Source organism: Delftia sp. (assembly GCF_059499305.1).
The window spans coordinates 113275-131828 of the sequence record NZ_JCABYI010000030.1 but is presented as its reverse complement, the minus strand read 5'-3'; the positions used below and the strand labels follow the sequence as shown (position 1 = coordinate 131828).

Below are 18554 nucleotides of genomic sequence, written 5' to 3'. Positions count from 1 at the left end.
TTGGCTCCGGTGTCTTTGCACCGGCTTCCTTCAGCTGGCCTGCTTGACCACGCCGTAGCGGGCCAGCGTGCGCTCGCGCGCGGCTGCGTGGTCCACCACGGGATGGGGATAGTCCGTGCCCAGCACCACGCCGGCCTCGGCCAGCTCCAGCGGCCGGGCCTGCCAGGGCGCGTGGCGCAGCGCGGCGGGCAGGCAGGCCAGCTCGGGCACGTAGCGCTCGATGAAGCGCGCGTCGGCATCGAACTTCTGGCTTTGCGTGATGGGGTTGAAGATGCGGAACCAGGGCTGGGCGTCGCAGCCCGTGGAGGCCGCCCACTGCCAGCCGCCGTTGTTGGCCGCCAGGTCGAAGTCGTTGAGCTGGCGCGCAAACCAGGCCTCGCCCCGGCGCCAGTCTATGCCCAGATCCTTGACCAGGAAGCTGGCCGCCACCATGCGCAGCCGGTTGTGCATGTAGCCCGTGGTGTTGAGCTGGCGCATGGCGGCATCGACCAGCGGATAGCCGGTGCGGCCCTCGCACCAGGCGGCGTACAGCGCATCGGCCTCGGGGCCGGTATCCCACACGATGGCGTCGTAGGCGGGCTTGAAGCTGGCGTGCACCACGTGCGGATGGTGGGCCAGGATCTGGAAATAGAAGTCGCGCCAGACCAGCTCGGACAGCCAGGTGGCGGCTCCCTCGCTGTCGTGCGGCTGCTGCTGCGTCTGCTCCCAGGCCAGCCTTGCCAGGCGGCGGATGGAGACCGTGCCGAAGCGCAGGTGCACGCTCAGGTAGCTGGGGCCCTTGACGGCGGGAAAGTCGCGCGCCTGCCTGTAGCGCGGCAGGCGCGGCAGGAAGTCGGCCAGCAGCTCCTCGGCGCCAGCGCAGCCCGTGGGCAGGCGCAGGCCGTCCAGCGTGCCGGCCTCAAAGCCCAGGTCGGCTGCGGTGGGCACGGGGCGGCGCTCGCCTTCGGGGCGTGGCGCCAGGCGCTCGGGCAGGTCGCGCTCGCTGGGATAGGCGGACAGGAAGAAGGGCGTGACCTGGCGCAGCCAGGCGTTCTTGTACGGGGTGAACACCGAGAACGGCGCGCCGGCCTGGGTCAGCACCTCGTCGCGCGCAAAGACCATGTGGTCCTTGAAGCTGTGCAGGGCCACGCCCTCGGCGGCCAGGGCCTGGCGCACGCGGGCGTCGCGGGCCAGTGCGTCGGGCTCGTCGTCCCAGTTGCAGAACACGGCCTGGGCGCCGAGCTGCCTGGCCAGGGCCGGGATCTGCTCAGCGGGCCGGCCGCGGCGCACGATGAGGCCGGTGTCGGCGCGGCCCGAGGCCTCGCGCAGCGCATCGTCCAGGCCCGCCAGGCTCTGGCAGATGAACTCCACGCGCCGGTCGGCACGGGGCAGGGGGGCGAGGATGTCGTCGTCGAAGATGAACACGCAATGCACCTGCCGGCACTGGCGCAGCGCATGGTAGAGGGCGGCATGGTCGGACAGGCGCAGGTCGCGCCGCAGCCAGACCAAGCCCACAGGGTAAGAAGGTGGCATGGATCGCCGGTAAAATCCGTCGTTATGTCTGCTGAAACTGCGCCTATCAATCTGACGCACCACTTCCTGATTGCCATGCCTGGCCTGGAAGACGAAGCGTTCTCGCGCAGTGTGATCTACCTGTGCGAACACAGCGAGCGCGGTGCGCTCGGTCTGATTATCAACAAGCCCTCGCAGCTTACGCTGGAAGGCCTGCTGGAAAAGGTGGATCTGGCCCTGGGCCGCGAGGACCTTCGCGGCAACCGTGTCTTCAACGGCGGGCCCGTACAGACCGATCGCGGCTTCGTGCTGCACGATCCCATGGTGATCGAAGGCGCGCCCGACGACGAGTCCGCCTACGCCTCGACCATGACCATTCCCGGCGGCCTGGAGATGACCACCTCCAAGGACGTGCTCGAAGCCCTGTCCGATGGCGCAGGCCCCAAGCGCCTGCTGGTCACCCTGGGCTATGCCTCCTGGGGCGAGGGCCAGCTGGAGTCGGAGCTGGCCGAAAACGCCTGGCTCACGGTGGGCGCCGACGCCAACGTCATCTTCGATACCCCGGTCGACGACCGCTATGACCGCGCCCTGGGCCTGCTGGGCCTGCAGCGCTGGATGATCTCGCCCGAAGCGGGGCGCGCATGAGCCTGCCCGCTCCCGAGTCCCAGGCAGCAGCGGCAGCCGGCACGGCCGTGCCGCCCACCGTTCCCTCCCATTTCCAGAGTTTCGTGGCCTTCGATTTCGGGGCCAAGCGCACGGGCTGCGCCGTGGGCACGCGCATGCTGCGCTCGGCCAACCCGCTGCCCACCATCCGCGCCGAGGCCGGCGAGGCCCGCCTGGCCCAGGCCGGCGAGCGCATCAAGGAGTGGCAGCCCGATGCGCTGGTCATCGGCGTGCCCTACCACCCCGACGGCAACGCGCACGAGAACACGGCGCGGGCGAAGAAGTTCGGCCGCCAGCTCAAGAGCCGCTTCGGCCTGCCTGTCTACGAGGTGGACGAGCGCTACAGCACCACCGAGGCCCTGGCCGGTGGCGCAAGGGATGCCGATGCGGCCTCGGCCTGCATCATTCTTGAACAGTTTTTGAGGAGTCTTCCATGAGTGAATCCATTGCGGGAGCCGGCAGCCTGGTGCTGGACGCCGAGGCCCTGTACCGCGAACTGCTGCGCGGCGTGCGCAGCCTCATGGGGCCTGAAACCCGCCTGGCCGGCATCACCTCGGGCGGCGCCTGGCTGGTGGAGCGGCTGCACAAGGACCTGAACCTGCCCGGCAACCCCAGCGTGCTGTCCTCGGCCCTGCACCGCGACGACTTCGCGCAGCGCGGCATGGCCACCAGCGCCCAGACGCAGATCGACTTTGACGTCAACGGCGCCGACATCCTGGTGCTGGACGACGTGCTCTACACCGGCCGCACCGTGCGCGCCGTGCTCAACGAACTCTATGACTACGGCCGCCCGGCCTGCGTGCGCCTGGCGGTGCTGGTGGACCGGGGCGGGCGCGAGCTGCCCTTCCAGGCCGACTTCGCCGCCGCGCGCATCGCGCTGCCGGCCGACCGCCTGCTGTCGCTGGCGCGCGATGACGCCGGCGTCTTCCAATTCCGCATCCAAGAGGCCTGACCGTGCTGTACAAGCGCAATCCCCAGCTCAACAAGAACGGCGAACTGATCCACCTGCTGTCCACCGAAGGACTGTCCAAGGACATCCTGACCCACATCCTGGACACGGCGGCCAACTTCGTCAGCGTCAATGACCGCGAGGTCAAGAAGGTGCCGCTGCTGCGCGGCAAGAGCGTGTTCAACCTGTTCTTCGAGAACAGCACGCGCACGCGCACCACGTTCGAGATCGCGGCCAAGCGCCTGTCGGCCGACGTGTTCAACCTGGACATCGCGCGCAGCTCGGCCAGCAAGGGCGAGTCGCTGCTGGACACCATCGCCAACCTCTCGGCCATGGCCGCCGACATCTTCGTCGTGCGCCACAGCGAGTCGGGCGCGCCCTACCTCATCGCCCAGCATGTGGCGCCCCATGTCCACGTGGTCAATGCCGGCGACGGCCGCCACGCCCACCCCACGCAGGGGCTGCTGGACATGTACACCATCCGCCACTACAAGAAGGACTTCGCCAACCTGCGCGTGGCCATCGTGGGCGATGTGCTGCATTCGCGCGTGGCGCGCTCCGACATCCATGCGCTGACCACGCTGGGCGCGGCCGAAGTGCGCGTTGTCGGCCCGCGCACCCTGGTGCCGCCGGACCTGGCGCAGATGGGCGTGCGCGTCTTCCACACGCTGGAAGAGGGCATCCGGGACTGCGACGTGATCATCATGCTGCGCCTGCAGAACGAGCGCATGAGCGGCGCCCTGCTGCCCTCCAGCCAGGAATACTTCAAGAGCTTCGGCCTCACGGCCGAGAAGCTGCGCCTGGCCAAGCCGGACGCCATCGTCATGCACCCGGGACCCATCAACCGCGGCGTGGAGATCGACTCCGAAGTGGTCGATGGCCCGCAGGCCGTGATCCTGTCGCAGGTGTCCTTCGGCATCGCGGTCCGCATGGCCGTCATGTCCATCGTCGCCGGCAACGAGGCTTGAGCCTCCACACACGCAAATGTTTTTGATCGCCGCAGGCCGCAGCCCATGCGCCGCCTGCGGTCTACGGGGTAGCAAACCATGAAGATACTCATCCGCAACGGCCGAGTGATGGACCCGGCACGGGGCCTGGACCAGCAGGCCGACGTGGCCATCGACGGCGGCAAGGTGTTGGCCATCGGCAAGGCGCCCGAGGGATTTGCCGCAGAACGCGAGATCGATGCCGCCGGCTGCTGGGTGCTGCCGGGCCTGGTCGATCTGGCCGTGCGCCTGCGCGAGCCCGGCCACGAGCACGAAGGCATGCTGCAGTCCGAGATGGCCGCCTCGGTGGCCGGTGGCGTGACCAGCCTGGTCTGCCCGCCTGATACCGATCCCGTGCTCGACGAGCAGGGCCTGGTGGAGATGCTCAAGTTCCGCGCCGAGAAGCTGCACCAGTCGCGCCTGTTCCCGCTGGGCGCGCTGACGCTGGGCCTCAAGGGCGAGGTGCTGACCGAAATGGCCGAGCTGACCGAGTCCGGCTGCATCGGCTTCGGCCAGGCCGAGGTGCCCATGACCAGCACCCAGACCCTGCAGCGCGCCCTGGCGTATGCGGCCACCTACGGCTACACCGTGTGGCTGCGCCCGCAGGAGCTGTACCTGGGCAAGGGCGTGGCCGCCAGCGGCCCGCTGGCCACGCGCATGGGCCTGTCCGGCGTGCCCGTGGCGGCCGAGACGATTGCCCTGCACACCATCTTCGAGCTGATGCGCGGCACCCAGGCGCGCGTGCACCTGTGCCGCCTGTCCAGCGCCGCAGGCGTGGAACTGGTGCGCCGTGCCAAGGCCGAAGGCCTGCAGGTCACGGCCGACGTGTCCATCAACTCGCTGCACCTGACCGATACCGACATCGGCTACTTCGACAGCAGCGCCCGCGTCACGCCGCCGCTGCGCCAGCAGCGCGACCGCGATGCGCTGTCTGCCGCGCTGGCCGATGGCACCATCGACGCCCTGGTCTCCGACCACACGCCCGTCGATGAGGATGCCAAGGTCCTGCCCTTTGCCGAGGCCGAGCCCGGCGCCACGGGCGTGGAGCTGCTGCTGTCGCTGGCCGTCAAGTGGTCGCAGGACGGTGGCGTGCCTTTGAACCGTGCCCTGGCCGCCATCACGGCATCGCCCGTGCAGGTGCTGGGATCGGCGCTGGGCGAGCTGCAGGGGCAGCTGGGCCGGCTGGCCGAGGGCGGCGTGGCCGACCTGTGCATCGTCGATCCGCAGGCGGCCTGGACGGTCAAGCCCCAGGAGCTGGCCAGCCAGGGCAAGAGCACGCCCTTCGGCGGCTACGAACTGCCGGCCCGTGTGCGCTGCACCCTGGTCGATGGCCGCGTGGCATTCGAACGCCGCTGAACATGAGCCGTCTGCGCAGGGGAGGGCGCGCCACGCTGCGCGCAGCGCGCCTGTTCGGCCATGTGTGCAAGGGGCTGTGGATCGTGGCCCTGCGCTTTCCGCAGCTGCCCGAGGAGCGCCAGCACGCCCATGTGCAGGCCTGGGCCCTGCAGTTGCTGGCCCATGCGGGCGTGCGCCTGGAGATCCAGGGCGAGCCGCCGAGCCAGGGCCCCGTGCTCATGGTCAGCAACCATATTTCCTGGCTCGACATTCCCGTGCTGCATGCGGCGCGGCATTGCCGCTTCATCTCCAAGTCCGACGTCAAGGGCTGGCCGCTGATCGGCACGCTGGCCACGGCGGCGGGCACGCTGTACATCGAGCGCACCTCGCGCCGCGATGCGCGGCGCATGGTGCAGAGCATGGAGGAATCCTTGCAGCGCCGCGAGATCCTGGCCATCTTCCCCGAAGGTACGACGGGCGACGGCCGCAAGCTGCTGCCCTTCCATGCCAATTTGCTGCAGGCGGCCGTGCAGATCGGTGCGCCCGTGCTGCCCGTGGGCCTGCGCTTCATCGACGGCGCCACCGGGCAGATCAGCCACGCGCCCAGCTACGAGGGCGATGAAACCCTGCTGGGCTCCATCTGGCGCACGCTGTGTGCCGACGATCTGGTCGCCGCCGTCCACTATGGCCAGCCGCAGACGGCCGATGGCCGCGACCGCCGCGTCTGGGCCCAGGACCTGCATGCCGAGGTGGACCGGCTGCGCCAGGCCTGAACCTTGCCAGCGTCATGACTGACACTCTCACGCTCCGGCCCGCGCGGCCTGATGACACCGCTGCCCTGAACGCCGTTCTCTGGGCCACCTACGAGAGCACCTGGAAGCCCCAGCTGACGGCGGACAAGGATGCGCGGTTCCGCGCCTCGGGCCGCACCGCGCAGTACGTGCAGTCGCGCGGCCACCTGTTCTGGGTGGCCGAGTGCGATGGCGTGGTGGCCGGCTTCGTGGACCGCGTGGATGACTTCATCGGCGCCCTGCATGTGCTGCCGGCCTGGCAGGGGCGCGGCGTGGGCCGTGCGCTGCTGGCCCACGCGGAGCAGGCCATGCGCGCCGACGGCCACGCCCAGGTGCGGCTGGAGACCGACAGCTTCAACACCCAGGCCCTGGGCTTTTACACGGCGCAGGGATATGCCACGCTGGACACCTATCCCGACGAGGAATGGGACTGCGGCCTGACCACGGTGCTCATGGGCAAGCCGCTGGCCTGAAGGCCAGGGCGGAGCAGGCCTGCCCTCAGTTGCTGTAGGGCTGTCGCTCCAGCACCAGGTTGGCGAAGTCCTCCACCAGGTCGGCGCCCAGTTCCTCGATGGCGTCGTCCTCCTCGTCAAAGGCCCAGACCACGCGGATGTCCGTGCCCTTTTGCCCGGCCTGGTCCAGCAGCGCGAACAGCGAGCGCAGGCCCATGGTGGAGGCGCTGTTGATGTACTGCAGCTTCATCTCGGCCACGAAGCGAGGGGGCTGGCTGGCCTCGAAATACCGGCCCAGCATGGACAGGATGGGGTTGAAGAAGGGCAGGGGGTTTTCGGGATAGCACTCGCCTTCGATGCGCAGAAGCTGCTCGGCCGGCGAGAAGACCACTTCGGGCGTGACGGAGGTGCGTTCGGATTTCAATGCTTGCATGGCGGCAGGTCGGTTCGTTGAAGGACGCCCGGCGTTCAGATCAGCGCCTTGACGTGGAATACGGCATGGGGCGCGGTCTCGGCGGCGTCCTCTCCCGTGGCGATGTGGTACTGCAGCGGTGCCGAGGCATCGCGCGCAATGGTCAGCCAGCCCAGGCCCGCGCCCCGGCTGATGTCGTCGCTGGTGCCGTGGTCCGTGTTGTGCAGCTGGGCCTTGTAGGCGGCCTTGATCTCGGGGTGGCTCATGGCGCGCACGGCATCCAGCTTGGCGGCCAGGCGCGGCACATGCTCGCTGCGCACGGCATTGCTGCAGGCGATCCAGAAGCGGGCCGGCGCCGGCTCGGCGCCCGCCTCCTGGGCGCAGGCCAGCGCATCGATGCGGCCCACGCCGATGGCGCCCTGTGGCACGGGCGCGCTGAGCGCCTGGCGGGGGCCGGTGTCGGCCGCAGGCAGGGGCGCTGCGTAGTGCAGCACGTTCTGCGCCATCTCGATGAAGGTGGAAAACAGCTTGCGCTTGGCGCTGCTCGATCCGTCCTCGCTGGCCAGGCGGCTCTTGAGCGTGTCGGCCGCCGCCTGGATCACGTGGGGGTTGAAGGTGCCCGCGTAGTACAGCAGCAGGCCGTTGTGCTCGGCCTGGGCGCGCAGCTGAGCGAATTCGGCCGGGCTCATGGCTGGCCTTGCACGCAGGTGGCGGGCTGCAGGGCCTGGTTGCGCCAGACCAGCAGAGACACATCGTCGCGCCGGCGCTGCGTGCCCTGCCACTGGGCGAAGGCCTGCCGGAATTCGGCGCAGGCCTGGGCGGCGGGGCGGTCCTGCTGCTCGTGCAGGAAGCGCGCCAGGCGCTTTCTGCCGTGGGCGATCTGGCGCGGGCCGCCCAACTGGTCGATGACGCCATCGGTGGCCACCATCAGCAGCGAGCCAGGCGCGACCTCCAGCACCTGCGTGCTCCAGGCTGCGTCGTCGGGCGTGGTCGCATAGCCTATGCCCAGCTTGTCGCCGGCATGGATCTGCACCTGGGCCGCCTCCTGCACGCCGGGTGGCGCCACCAGCAGGTCCAGCCGGGCCGATGCAAAGCGCAGTTGCGTGCCGCAGGGCGACTGCAGGAACAGCGCGGCGTCCAGGCCGTCGCTGGAGGTCTTCTCCGCCGGCAGGCCGTCGGCGGGGGCCGCTGGTGCGCCCCAGGCCGGCTGGGCGTCGCGGGTGCGCTGCTGCAGCACGCGCTTGATGTAGCGGTTCATCTGGCCCAGCAGGGCGCCGGGGTCGATGGCGGCGCCGGTGCCGGTACTGGTGCCGATACCTGCAGGCGCCACGGCCTGTTCGAGGAAGGACAGCGCAATCAGCGTCATGAAGGCGCCCGGCACGCCGTGGCCCGTGCAGTCGAACATGCAGCCCAGCAGGCCCTGCGGTGTGGCACGGAAGAAATACGCATCGCCGCCCACCACGTCGCGCGGCTCCCACAGCAGGCCGTGGTCGGCCAGCTGGCTGGCCAGCACGCGGTCGGACTCGACCAGGTGCGAGCGCTGGATCAGGCTGGCGTAGTCGATGCTGGCCATGAGCTGGCGCGTCTTGTCGGCCTCGATGTCTGACATGGCGGCCATCAGCGCGTGGCCCGTGCCTATGCCTGCATAGCGGCCTTCCTCGACGGTGATGAAGCCGTCCTTGAGCACGCGGCTGCCGCTGGCCAGCGCCTGCTGCACCAGCTGGTCGATGGGCAGGCCGGCCGCCACCACCATGGGCGCGGTGTCGGTGAATACCAGGCAGCTGCGGCGGCCGAACACGTCGCGCGCAAAGGGCCGCGCGTACTGCTCCATGAAGCGCTGGCGGTTGATCAGGCCCAGCGGCCGGTCGTCGGCCACCACGGCCAGGGTTTCGAGCAGGGGCTGCTCGCTGAACAGCCGGTGCACGTCCTCGTTGCTGGTGTCGGGGGGAATCGGCGCCGTGGGCTGGCTGAGCTGGCCTGCGCGGGCCAGCAGGCGTGGCGCGGCGGGCGCAGGGGCAAGCGCCGGAACCGGTGTCGGAGCAGATGCAGCGTGCTGCGTGGAGGAGGGGTCCAGAGCAAACATGGGTGGCCTTGAATTGTCACAAGATGTGACAGATTCTGGGTTTCACCCATGACCGTCGGATGACAAAGGCCTGGACGGCGCGGCGGCGGCCGCCTGCTCAGGCCGCTGCGGTCTGCGCAGTGCCCTGTCTCTCGCGCGGGAAGGCGACCACGTGATTCATGTCCAGCCGTATGCCCACCCACTCGCCCACCGCATGGTCGTGGTGGCTGGGCACATGGGCCAGCACGCTGTGGCCGCTGGCCAGCTCCAGCGTGTAGAGGAACTCCGAGCCGCGAAACGCCTTGCGCAGGATGCGCGCCTGCACGGGCGAGGCATCGTCGTGCACCACATCGTCGGCGCGCAGCAGCACATCGCACTCGCCGTCCGCAAACTGCGCAGGCAGCGGGCAGGTGGCCGGATCGACCAGATCGCCCAGCGCCGTGCGCGCCACCACGCCGCCGGCACCGCTGTGGGCCAGCGTGGCCGGCACGAAGACGCCGTGGCCGATGAAGTCCGCCACGAAGCGCGTGGCCGGCCGGTGGTACAGCGAATAGGCGTCGTCCCACTGCTGCAGCTGCCCCTGGTGGACCACGCCGATCATGTCGCCGATGGCAAATGCCTCCAGCTGGTCGTGCGTGACGAACAGGGCCGTGGCGCCTGCGGCCTTGAGGATGCCGCGCACCTCATGCGCCAGGCGCTCGCGCAGGTCCACGTCGAGGTTGGAAAACGGCTCGTCCAGCAGCATCAGCTGCGGGCTGGGCGCCAGCGCGCGGGCCAGCGCCACGCGCTGCTGCTGGCCGCCTGACAGCTCGTGCGGAAACCTTCCTGCACTGCCGGCCAGGCCCACCAGCTCCAGCACCTCGGCCACGCGCTCGGCCTGGCGCGCCTTGGGCAGATGGTGGATGCCGAAGGCCACGTTGCGTCCCACGTTCAGATGGGGGAACAGCGCATAGTCCTGGAACACCATGCCGATGCGCCGCTGCTCGGGAGGGAGCGAGAAATCCGCGCTGCCCACGAGCTGGCCGTCGATGCGGATCTCGCCGCCGCTCACGGGCTCCAGGCCCGCCACGGCACGCAGCAGCGTGGTCTTGCCGCAGCCCGAGGGGCCGATGAGCACGCCGATGTCGCCAGCGGCCAGATTCAGCGTGACGCCCTGCACGGCAGGCCTGTCGCGGCCCGGGTAGCGCACCTCGAGTTGGGAGACGGTCAAAAACATGCGGCGATTGTAGAACCGCGCAAATGAATAGAATTCGCATTTGCATTGGCGGGCCAGGGGCATGCCCGGAGCCCGCCGACTCCAGCAGCCCGCAGGCACGTCCGGTCTCGGCGGCACCTCGGCCCACAGGCCGGTGGCTGCCGCGGATCCCGGCCCGTTCCATAGCCCGGCAGCCAGATCCTCCCCCTCATCCTCTAGCCGAGACCTCCGCTTTGCGCCGTCTGTCGTCCGTACTCCGCTCCCTTCCCCTGCTCCTGCTGGCCCTGGTGCTGATGCTGCCCGTGCTGGCCGTGCTCGGCTCCTGGCTGCCTCTGGGGCAGGGCGATGCCCTGGCCGGCTCCATCCTGCGCGAGATGGCGGCCACCGTGCTGCCCGGCTATCTGTGGACCACGGTCTGGCTGGGCCTGCTGGTGGCGCTGGGCGCGGCCATCGTGGGCACGGGCACGGCGGCGGCCGTGACGCTGTTCGACTTCCGCGGCCGGCGCCAACTGGAATGGCTGCTGCTGCTGCCGCTGGCCATGCCGGCCTATGTCACTGCCTATGCCTATACCGACTTCCTGCAGTTCAGCGGCCCGCTGCAGACCTGGCTGCGCGACACCTATGGCCTGGAAGGCCGGCTCCTGCCCGAGGTGCGCAGCCTCGGCGGCGCGGTCTGGGTCTTCATCTTCTCGCTCTACCCGTATGTCTACCTGCTGGCGCGCACCGCGCTGGGCGAACGCGCCGCGCACCTGATGGAGGCCGCGCGCCTGATGGGTGCGCCGCTGTCGCGGCGCATCTGGTCGGTGGCGCTGCCGCTGGCGCGCCCGGCCGTGGCCGCTGGCGTGGCCCTGGTGGTGATGGAGACGCTGGCCGACTTCGGCGTGGTCAGCTATTTCGGCATACAGACCTTCACCACGGGCATCTACAAGGCCTGGCTGTCCATGGACAACCGCATTGCCGCCGCGCAGCTGGCCACCTTCCTGCTGGTGCTGGTGGTGCTGCTGCTGCAGCTGGAGCTGCGCGCGCAGCGGCGCATGCGCTTCGTCACCGGCGGCGCGGGCCGTGCCGGCTCGGCCGAGGCGCAGCCGCTGCGCCTGCGCGGCTGGCGCTGCGCGTTGGCCTGGCTGGTGTGCCTGCTGCCCGTGCTCATGGGCTTTGTGGCGCCCGTGTTCTTCATGCTGCGCCCGCTGGCGGCCGACTGGTCGGTGCTGCCCTGGGACCGCTTCCTCGACTGGGCGCTCAACAGCGTGCGCCTGGGCGCCATCACCTCGGTGCTGGCCGTCATCATCGCCGTGGCCCTGGCGTTTGCCGTGCGCCGCCACAAGGAGTCGGCCGTCACGCGCGGCGTGGTGCAACTGGCCAGCCTGGGCTATGCGGTGCCGGGCGCCGTGGTCGTCGTCGGCCTGCTGCTGCCCGTGGGCTGGGTGCAGCAGGTGCGGCCCGAATGGGGTTTTGCCGGCCTGGTCACGGCCACCGCCGTGGGCATTGTCTGGGCCTACCTGGTGCGCTTTTGCGCCGTGGCCCTGCAGTCCATGCAAAGCGGCTATGCGCGCATCGCGCCCAGCCTGGACGACTCGGCCCGCATGCTGGGCGCGGGCGCCTGGGGCATGCTGTCGCGCGTGCACTGGCCGCTGCTCAGGCGCTCCACGGCGGCGGCGGCGCTGCTGGTCTTCGTCGATGTGATGAAGGAGCTGCCCGCCACCATGGTGCTGCGCCCCTTCAACAGCGACACCCTGGCCGTCGTGGCCTACCAGCTCGCGCGCGACGAACGCCTGGGCGAGGCCGCCCTGCCGTCGCTGGCCCTGGTGCTGGTGGGCCTGATCCCCGTGATCATGCTCAGCCGCACGCTGCGCGCCGAGCGCCCGGGCACGGCCCGCTGAGCCTGCGCCGCCGGGCGCTGCAAAGCGCGGCCCGGCAAACCCCGCTACGCTCGCGCCATGCACGCCAGAGTCCTGCGCTATCTCGACGAAGTAGTCCGTCGCGGTTCCATCCGCAAGGCGGCCGAACATCTGCACGTGGCCCCCACGGCCGTCAACCGCCAGATCCTCGACCTGGAGGCCGAGCTGGGCACGCCCCTGTTCGAGCGCATTCACAAGCGTCTGCGCCTTACCCCGACGGGCGAGATGGTGCTGGCCCATGTGCGCGCCACGCTGCGCGAGCATGCGGCGCTGCGCGAGCGCATTGCCGAACTGCAGGGCGCGCGCAGCGGCGAGATCACCGTGGCCGCGACCACGGGGCTGGCCGGCTCGCTGCTGCCCTCGCTGGTGCATGAATTCCGCCAGCGCCACCCGGGCATCGTGGTGCGCATCATCGACCTGCCCCTGAGCGACATCGCGGCCGCCGTGGAAGGCGGCGACGCCGACCTGGGCCTGGCCTACGACCTGTCCGAACGCCCCGCGCTGCGCGCGCTGGCCATCAGCGAATGGCAGATCGGCGCCATCGTGCCGCCCCGGCATGCGCTGGCACGCCAATCGTCGGTGCTGCTCAGCGAGTGCATAGGCCATCCGCTCATCCTGCCCGCGCCGCCGCTGTCCATCCGCAGCCTGCTGGACGAAGCCTTTGCGCGCAACGCCATCGAGGTCACGCCCGTGGCCGAGTCCACCTCCATGGCGCTGATCCAGCGCCTGGTCATGCTGGGCGAGGGCATTGCCCTGCTCAATCCGCTGGACGTGATGGAGGAGCGCAGCCGCAATGCCCTGGTCTTCGTGCCTTTGCGCGATGCGCATCTGCGGCGGCAGACGCTGGTGCTGACCGGCCGGGCCAGGGGGCAGTTGAGCGCGGCGGGCGAGCTGATGGCCCAGTCCATCGGCCAGGCGCTGGCAAGGCTGTTTGCCGGGGGGCGGTGAGTCTTAGGCGCTTGTCCACTTTTTGTGGACACATCGGGCGGAATTCAGCGCTATCGGCAATGGCTTGTCCTTCCTAGACTGGCGGCTTTTCCATTTCGAAGAAGAGAACGCCATGACCTTGATCGCACTGAACGCCGATGTACTCGTCACCATGGATGCGCAGCGCCGCGAGATCCGCGACGGCGCCCTGGTGGCCGACGGCCCAGCCGTGCAATGGGTGGGCGCCACGGCCGATCTGCCGCCGCAGTACCGCCGCATGGTGGACGACGGCACGGCCCAGGTGCTGGACATGCGCGGCCGCGTGGTGATGCCGGGCCTGGTCAACACGCACCACCACATGTACCAGAGCCTCACGCGCGCCGTGCCGGCCGCGCAGGATGCGGAGCTGTTCTCGTGGCTCACCAACCTGTACATGCTGTGGTCGCACCTCACGCCGGAGATGATCCACGTCTCCACCCAGACCGCCATGGCCGAGCTGATGCTGTCGGGCTGCACCACCACCAGCGACCACCTGTACCTGTATCCGAATGGCGCTCGGCTGGACGACTCCATCGCCGCTGCGCAGCAGATGGGCATGCGCTTTCATGCGGCGCGCGGCTCCATGAGCCTGGGCCGCAGCAAGGGCGGTCTGCCGCCCGACGCGGTGGTGGAGGAAGAGGAAGCCATCCTGCGCGACAGCCTGCGCCTGATCCAGCAGTACCACGACAGCGCACGCCACTCCATGCTGCGCGTGGTGCTGGCGCCGTGCTCGCCGTTTTCGGTGACGCGCGAGCTGATGCGCGAGTCCGCCGTGCTGGCGCGTGCGCACGGCGTGTCGCTGCACACCCACCTGGCCGAGAACGACAACGACGTCGCCTTCTCTCGCGAGAAATTCGGCCTCACCCCCGCGCAGTACGCCGAAAGCCTGGGTTGGGTCGGCCCCGATGTCTGGCATGCCCACTGCGTCAAGCTCGATGCCGAGGGCATTGCGCTGTTCGCGCGCACGGGCACGGGCGTGGCGCATTGCCCGTGCTCCAACATGCGCCTGGCCTCGGGCATCGCACCCGTGCGCACCATGCGCGATGCGGGCGTGCCCGTGGGCCTGGGCGTGGACGGCAGCGCCTCCAACGACGGCGCCCACATGCTGGGCGAGGCGCGCCAGGCCCTGCTGCTGCAGCGCGTGGGCCACGGCCCTGCCGCCATGGGCGCGCGCGAGGCGCTGGAGATCGCCACGCTGGGCGGCGCGCGCGTGCTGGGGCGCGACGACATCGGCGCGCTGGCGCCGGGCATGTCGGCCGACTTCGTGGCCTTCGACATGTCGGGCGTGGGCTACGCGGGCGCAGGCCATGACCCCGTGGCCGCGCTGGTGTTCTGCACGCCCACCGACGTGTCCACCAGCGTCATCAACGGCCGCGTCGTGGTCCGTGACGGCCACCTGCTCACGGCCGACCTGCCGCGCGTGCTGACACGCCACCGCGAACTGGCCCGCACGCTGTTCGAGCGCGCAGCGGGCCACTGACATCACCCTGCAGCGCGGCAGGCCGGCACCCAGGCCATCGCGGGTGCCGACCTGCCGCCCTGCGCCATTTCCCCGAAGCATCTCCAGGAGGCTCGAAGACCCGGACAGCACTTTCAGGACCCCCACCCTTTTCCGGCACCACTGCCCCGACATACATACAAGCGCCTCTGAAGAGGCCAACGGCCAGGACACAAGGAGACAAGACAATGGAACAACTGCTTTACAAGGTGGAAGACCGACCGCCAATGCTCATCACCACCGTGCTTCTGTCGCTGCAGCACCTGCTGGCGGCGCTGGGCGGCATCATCGCCGTGCCCCTGGTCTTCGGCGGGGCGCTCAAGCTGCCGGCCGACCAGATCGTGGCGCTGGTGAATGCAGCGCTGCTGGGCTCGGGCGTGGTCACCATCGTCCAGTGCAGGGGGGTGGGGCCCGTGGGCATACGGCTGCCCTGCGTCATGGGCACCAGCTTCGCCTTCGTGGGCGCGGGCATCAGCGTGGGGCTGGAGCATGGCGTGGCCGGCATCCTGGGCTCCTCGCTGGTAGGGTCGCTGGTGATGATCGTGGGCAGCTACTTCATGCCCGTGATCCGCCGCTTCTTCCCGCACACCGTGACCAGCGTGGTCGTGACCATGATCGGCCTGTCGCTGACCCCCGTCGCCGTGGACTGGGCTGCGGGCGGCATGGGCCGCAGCGACTACGGCGCGATCGGCCACCTGGCCATCGCCGGCTTCGTGCTGGTGCTGGTGATCGGCTTCGTGCAGTGGGGCAGGGGCATCGTCTCTGCCTCGGCCGTGGTGCTGGGCATCGCCTGCGGCTATGTGCTGTGCCTGGCGCTGGGCCTGATCGACTTCACCCAGGTGAGCGAGGCTGCGGTCTTCGCCATCCCGCAGCCGCTGACCTTCGGCATGACGTTTCCGGTGGCCGGCATCGTCGCCATGTCCATCGCCTTTCTGGTGACCATCGTCGAGACCACGGGCACCTTCATGGCCCTGGGCGCGGCCACGCAGACGCGCATCGACGGCAAGCGCCTGTCCAGCGGCATGCTGTGCGACGGCGTGGGCTCGGCCTTTGCCGCCGTGATGTCCAGCCCTCCGCTGTCCACCTTCGCCCAGAACGTGGGCGTGGTCTCGCTGACCGGCGTGGCCAGCCGCCACGTGGTCATGCTGACGGGCGTCATGCTGCTGCTGGCCGGCCTCTTTCCCGTGCTGGGCGCACTGGTGGTGACGATTCCGCAGCCCGTGCTCGGCGGCGCGGGGCTGATGATGTTTGCCATGATCATTTCTGCCGGCATCCGCATGCTCAGCGGCGCCGAGCACTCGCGGCGTGCCAGCCTGATCATCGCGGTCTCGCTGGGCTGCGGCCTGGCGGTCACGGTGCGCCCGGACCTGCTGGCCCGCATGCCTGCCTTCGTGCGCGAAGTCTTCGGCTCGGGCATTACCGTCGGCGCCCTGGTCGCGGTGGGGCTGAACCTGCTGCTGCCCGGCCGCGAGGTCGATGCCCATCCCGAAGAAGCCGTGGCCTGAGGCGCATTTTCATAGGCCTACACTGCGGCCCATGAACACCACCGCCCCCCGCACCGACATCACCATCTACCACAACAACCGCTGCAGCAACTCGCGCGGCGCGCTGGCCCTGCTGCGCGACAACGGCATAGAGCCGACCATCGTCGACTACATCGCCCAGCCCCTGGACGCTGAGCAACTGCAGGCCCTGGTCCGGCAGCTGGGCATGCCCGTGCGTGAGCTGCTGCGCAGCAAGGAAGCCGCCTTCGCCGAGCTGGGCCTGGGCGATGCATTGGCCAGCGATGCGCAGTTGATCGCCGCCGTGGCCGAGCACCCGGTGCTGCTCAACCGCCCCATCGTCGTCACGCCCAAGGGCGCGGCGCTGTGCCGCCCGCCGGAGAAGGTGCTGGCGCTGATCTGAGATGCACGGCGAGGCTTCTAAGCCTCGCCTAAGTCTGCCCCTTCAGACTTCTCCCCAACGCAGCAAGGAACGCTGCTTTTGAGGAAAGGTCTGCCATGAACAAGATTCTGTCGACTCCCCGCCGTCTGGTGCTGGCCCTGGTGGCCGCAGGTGCCATCGGCGCCCTGGGCGCCACGGGCGCCGGTCTGGTTGGTGTGGTGCATGGCGATGCGCGTGCCGCCACGTCGCTGTTTGCTCCTGCAGCACAGCCTGCTTCTGCCGCTTCTCCAGCTTCTCCCGCCGGCGCCGTGGCGGCGCCCAACTTTGCCGACATCACGGCGCGCAATGGCGCGGCCGTGGTCAACATCAGCGTGGTCGGCAGCTCGCGTGCCATGGGCGAGGACGGCGACGAGGCCGCAGCGCGCCAGGGGCAGCAGGGCGTGCCGGGCATGGACCCCAACGATCCGTTCTTTGAATTCTTCCGCCGCTTCGGCGTGCCCGGCATGCCGGGCATGGGCCAGGGCCAGCCCCAGCGCGATGTGCCCACGCGCGGCGAAGGCTCGGGCTTCATCGTCTCCAGCGACGGCCTGATCCTGACCAACGCCCACGTGGTGCGCGGCGCCAAGGAAGTGACCGTCAAGCTCACCGACCGACGCGAGTTCAGCGCCAAGGTGCTGGGCGCCGATCCCAAGACCGACGTGGCCGTGCTGCGCATCGAGGCGAAGAACCTGCCCACCGTATCGCTGGGCAAGACGGCCGATCTGCGCGTGGGCGACTGGGTGCTGGCCATCGGCTCGCCCTTCGGTTTCGAGAGCAGCGTGACGGCCGGCGTGGTCAGCGCCAAGGGCCGCACCCTGCCGGACGACTCCTTCGTGCCCTTCCTGCAGACCGACGTGGCCATCAACCCCGGCAACTCGGGCGGCCCGCTGTTCAATGCGCGCGGCGAGGTGGTGGGCATCAACAGCCAGATCTACTCGCGTTCGGGCGGCTACCAGGGCGTGTCCTTCGCCATTCCCATCGAGGTGGCCACGCGCGTGCAGCAGCAGATCGTGGCCACGGGCAAGGTGCAGCATGCGCGGCTGGGCGTGGCCGTGCAGGAGGTGAACCAGGCCTTTGCCGATTCCTTCAAGCTCGACCGTCCCGAAGGTGCCCTGGTGTCCAGCGTGGACAAGAACGGCCCTGCCGCCAAGGCGGGACTGGAGCCCGGCGACGTGGTGCGCAAGATCGATGGCCAGCCCATCGTGGGCTCGGGTGATCTGCCGGCCTTTGTGGGCCAGGCGCTGCCGGGCCAGAAGGTCACGCTGGAGATATGGCGCAACGGCGAGGCCCGCACGCTCAGCGCCGTGCTGGGCGATGCCAGCGACAAGGCCGCCAAGGTGGCCAAGGACAAGCCCGACGCCGGCAAGGGCAAGCTGGGCCTGGCCCTGCGCCCGCTGCAGCCCGAGGAAAAGCAGCAGATCGGCGTGAAGGACGGCCTGGTCGTTGCCGACGCCGCAGGCCCGGCGGCCGAGGCCGGCATCACGCAGGGCGATGTGCTGCTGTCCATCAATGGCTCGCCTGCCGGAGATATCGAGGCCGTGCGCGCCGCCATGGCCAAGGCCGGCAAGACCGTGGCCGTGCTGATTTGGCGCGATGGCAACAGGATATTTGTTCCCGTACGTCTCGGGTAAGCGAAAGGAGGTAAGGGACTGAAAAGCACCTGCACACTGAATTGATCGCACAGCCCCGGCACGAATGTGCCGGGGCTTATTGCATGGGGAATTCAACCGGCCAGTGGCTGGCTATTCCTGCATTCGTGCGGCAATGTGATGGTTGTATTCTGTGAATTCGCGTCCTTTTGCGTTAGCGGTGTTTCAAATTGTGACGATTTGAGATAGAGCGAATACGCTTAGACTGCCGGCCCATCCAGGCGGGCGTGCACCGTTCTGGTTTCAGGAAGAAGCGCCCGCAAGGGCCCATGGCAAAACAGGAA

Annotated in this window: 18 protein-coding genes; 13 read left to right on the top strand and 5 right to left on the bottom strand. The window is 69.4% G+C overall.

The window, feature by feature from the left end; all coding sequences use genetic code 11:
• Window positions 1-30: 30 nt before the first annotated feature.
• Entirely contained in the window at window positions 31-1512 is a 1482-nt protein-coding gene (locus AC5I49_RS17275; RefSeq protein ID WP_495789648.1) for a cryptochrome/photolyase family protein, read from the bottom strand.
• Window positions 1513-1536: 24 nt separating this feature from the next.
• Between AC5I49_RS17275 and AC5I49_RS17270 the strand changes: the two genes are divergently transcribed.
• The 7 genes from AC5I49_RS17270 to AC5I49_RS17240 all read left to right on the top strand — a co-directional run bounded on the left by AC5I49_RS17270 (window position 1537) and on the right by AC5I49_RS17240 (window position 6688).
• Complete coding sequence (locus AC5I49_RS17270) at window positions 1537-2136, top strand: YqgE/AlgH family protein (protein ID WP_012203507.1); 600 nt, start codon at window positions 1537-1539, stop codon at window positions 2134-2136.
• On the top strand, window positions 2133-2591 hold the full coding sequence (gene ruvX, locus AC5I49_RS17265) for a Holliday junction resolvase RuvX (protein WP_012203508.1): 459 nt from the start codon (window positions 2133-2135) through the stop codon (window positions 2589-2591). Before AC5I49_RS17270 ends, ruvX begins: the two co-directional genes overlap by 4 nt.
• The gene (gene pyrR / locus AC5I49_RS17260) at window positions 2588-3106 is read left to right on the top strand and encodes a bifunctional pyr operon transcriptional regulator/uracil phosphoribosyltransferase PyrR (RefSeq protein WP_013804027.1); all 519 of its coding nucleotides are present in this window, start codon (window positions 2588-2590) and stop codon (window positions 3104-3106) included. The genes ruvX and pyrR overlap by 4 nt, the downstream gene beginning before the upstream one ends.
• Window positions 3107-3108: 2 nt before the next feature.
• On the top strand, window positions 3109-4071 hold the full coding sequence (locus AC5I49_RS17255; protein ID WP_012203510.1) for an aspartate carbamoyltransferase catalytic subunit: 963 nt from the start codon (window positions 3109-3111) through the stop codon (window positions 4069-4071).
• 78 nt (window positions 4072-4149) lie between these two features.
• Entirely contained in the window at window positions 4150-5445 is a 1296-nt protein-coding gene (locus tag AC5I49_RS17250) for a dihydroorotase (protein ID WP_016453194.1), read from the top strand.
• Window positions 5446-5447: 2 nt separating this feature from the next.
• The gene (locus AC5I49_RS17245; RefSeq protein WP_016453195.1) at window positions 5448-6197 is read left to right on the top strand and encodes a lysophospholipid acyltransferase family protein; all 750 of its coding nucleotides are present in this window, start codon (window positions 5448-5450) and stop codon (window positions 6195-6197) included.
• 14 nt (window positions 6198-6211) lie between these two features.
• Window positions 6212-6688, top strand: a complete 477-nt coding sequence (locus AC5I49_RS17240; protein ID WP_017406130.1) for a GNAT family N-acetyltransferase — start codon at window positions 6212-6214, stop codon at window positions 6686-6688.
• Between the two features lie 25 nt (window positions 6689-6713).
• Here AC5I49_RS17240 and AC5I49_RS17235 read toward each other — a convergent pair whose 3' ends face one another.
• From AC5I49_RS17235 to AC5I49_RS17220, 4 genes are all read right to left on the bottom strand, one after another.
• A complete protein-coding gene (locus AC5I49_RS17235) occupies window positions 6714-7100 on the bottom strand; it encodes a DUF1987 domain-containing protein (RefSeq protein ID WP_016447926.1) in 387 nt (128 codons plus the stop codon).
• A 35-nt stretch (window positions 7101-7135) separates the two neighbouring features.
• Window positions 7136-7768, bottom strand: coding sequence for a DUF6272 family protein (locus AC5I49_RS17230; RefSeq protein ID WP_016453196.1), 633 nt, complete (start codon window positions 7766-7768; stop codon window positions 7136-7138).
• Complete coding sequence (locus tag AC5I49_RS17225; protein ID WP_070080642.1) at window positions 7765-9162, bottom strand: SpoIIE family protein phosphatase; 1398 nt, start codon at window positions 9160-9162, stop codon at window positions 7765-7767. Before AC5I49_RS17225 ends, AC5I49_RS17230 begins: the two co-directional genes overlap by 4 nt.
• 97 nt (window positions 9163-9259) lie before the next feature.
• On the bottom strand, window positions 9260-10357 hold the full coding sequence (locus tag AC5I49_RS17220) for an ABC transporter ATP-binding protein (protein WP_034347786.1): 1098 nt from the start codon (window positions 10355-10357) through the stop codon (window positions 9260-9262).
• 212 nt (window positions 10358-10569) lie between these two features.
• On the opposite strand from AC5I49_RS17220, the gene AC5I49_RS17215 reads away from it, so the two are divergent.
• From AC5I49_RS17215 to AC5I49_RS17190, 6 genes are all read left to right on the top strand, one after another.
• Window positions 10570-12216 carry an ABC transporter permease gene (locus AC5I49_RS17215; protein WP_495789647.1) on the top strand — a complete coding sequence of 549 codons (1647 nt, stop codon included), beginning with the start codon at window positions 10570-10572 and terminating at the stop codon, window positions 12214-12216.
• A gap of 57 nt (window positions 12217-12273) precedes the next feature.
• A complete protein-coding gene (locus AC5I49_RS17210) occupies window positions 12274-13182 on the top strand; it encodes a LysR family transcriptional regulator (protein ID WP_016447921.1) in 909 nt (302 codons plus the stop codon).
• Window positions 13183-13294: 112 nt separating this feature from the next.
• The gene (locus AC5I49_RS17205) at window positions 13295-14680 is read left to right on the top strand and encodes an 8-oxoguanine deaminase (protein WP_013804017.1); all 1386 of its coding nucleotides are present in this window, start codon (window positions 13295-13297) and stop codon (window positions 14678-14680) included.
• 206 nt (window positions 14681-14886) lie between these two features.
• Window positions 14887-16203 (top strand): nucleobase:cation symporter-2 family protein, encoded by a 1317-nt coding sequence (locus tag AC5I49_RS17200; protein WP_016447919.1) that lies wholly within the window; start codon window positions 14887-14889, stop codon window positions 16201-16203.
• A gap of 31 nt (window positions 16204-16234) precedes the next feature.
• Window positions 16235-16603: an arsenate reductase (glutaredoxin) gene (arsC, locus tag AC5I49_RS17195; RefSeq protein WP_495789646.1), complete on the top strand. Its 369-nt coding sequence runs from the start codon at window positions 16235-16237 to the stop codon at window positions 16601-16603.
• Window positions 16604-16698: 95 nt separating this feature from the next.
• Window positions 16699-18252 carry a Do family serine endopeptidase gene (locus tag AC5I49_RS17190; protein WP_016447917.1) on the top strand — a complete coding sequence of 518 codons (1554 nt, stop codon included), beginning with the start codon at window positions 16699-16701 and terminating at the stop codon, window positions 18250-18252.
• Window positions 18253-18554 lie beyond the last annotated feature (302 nt).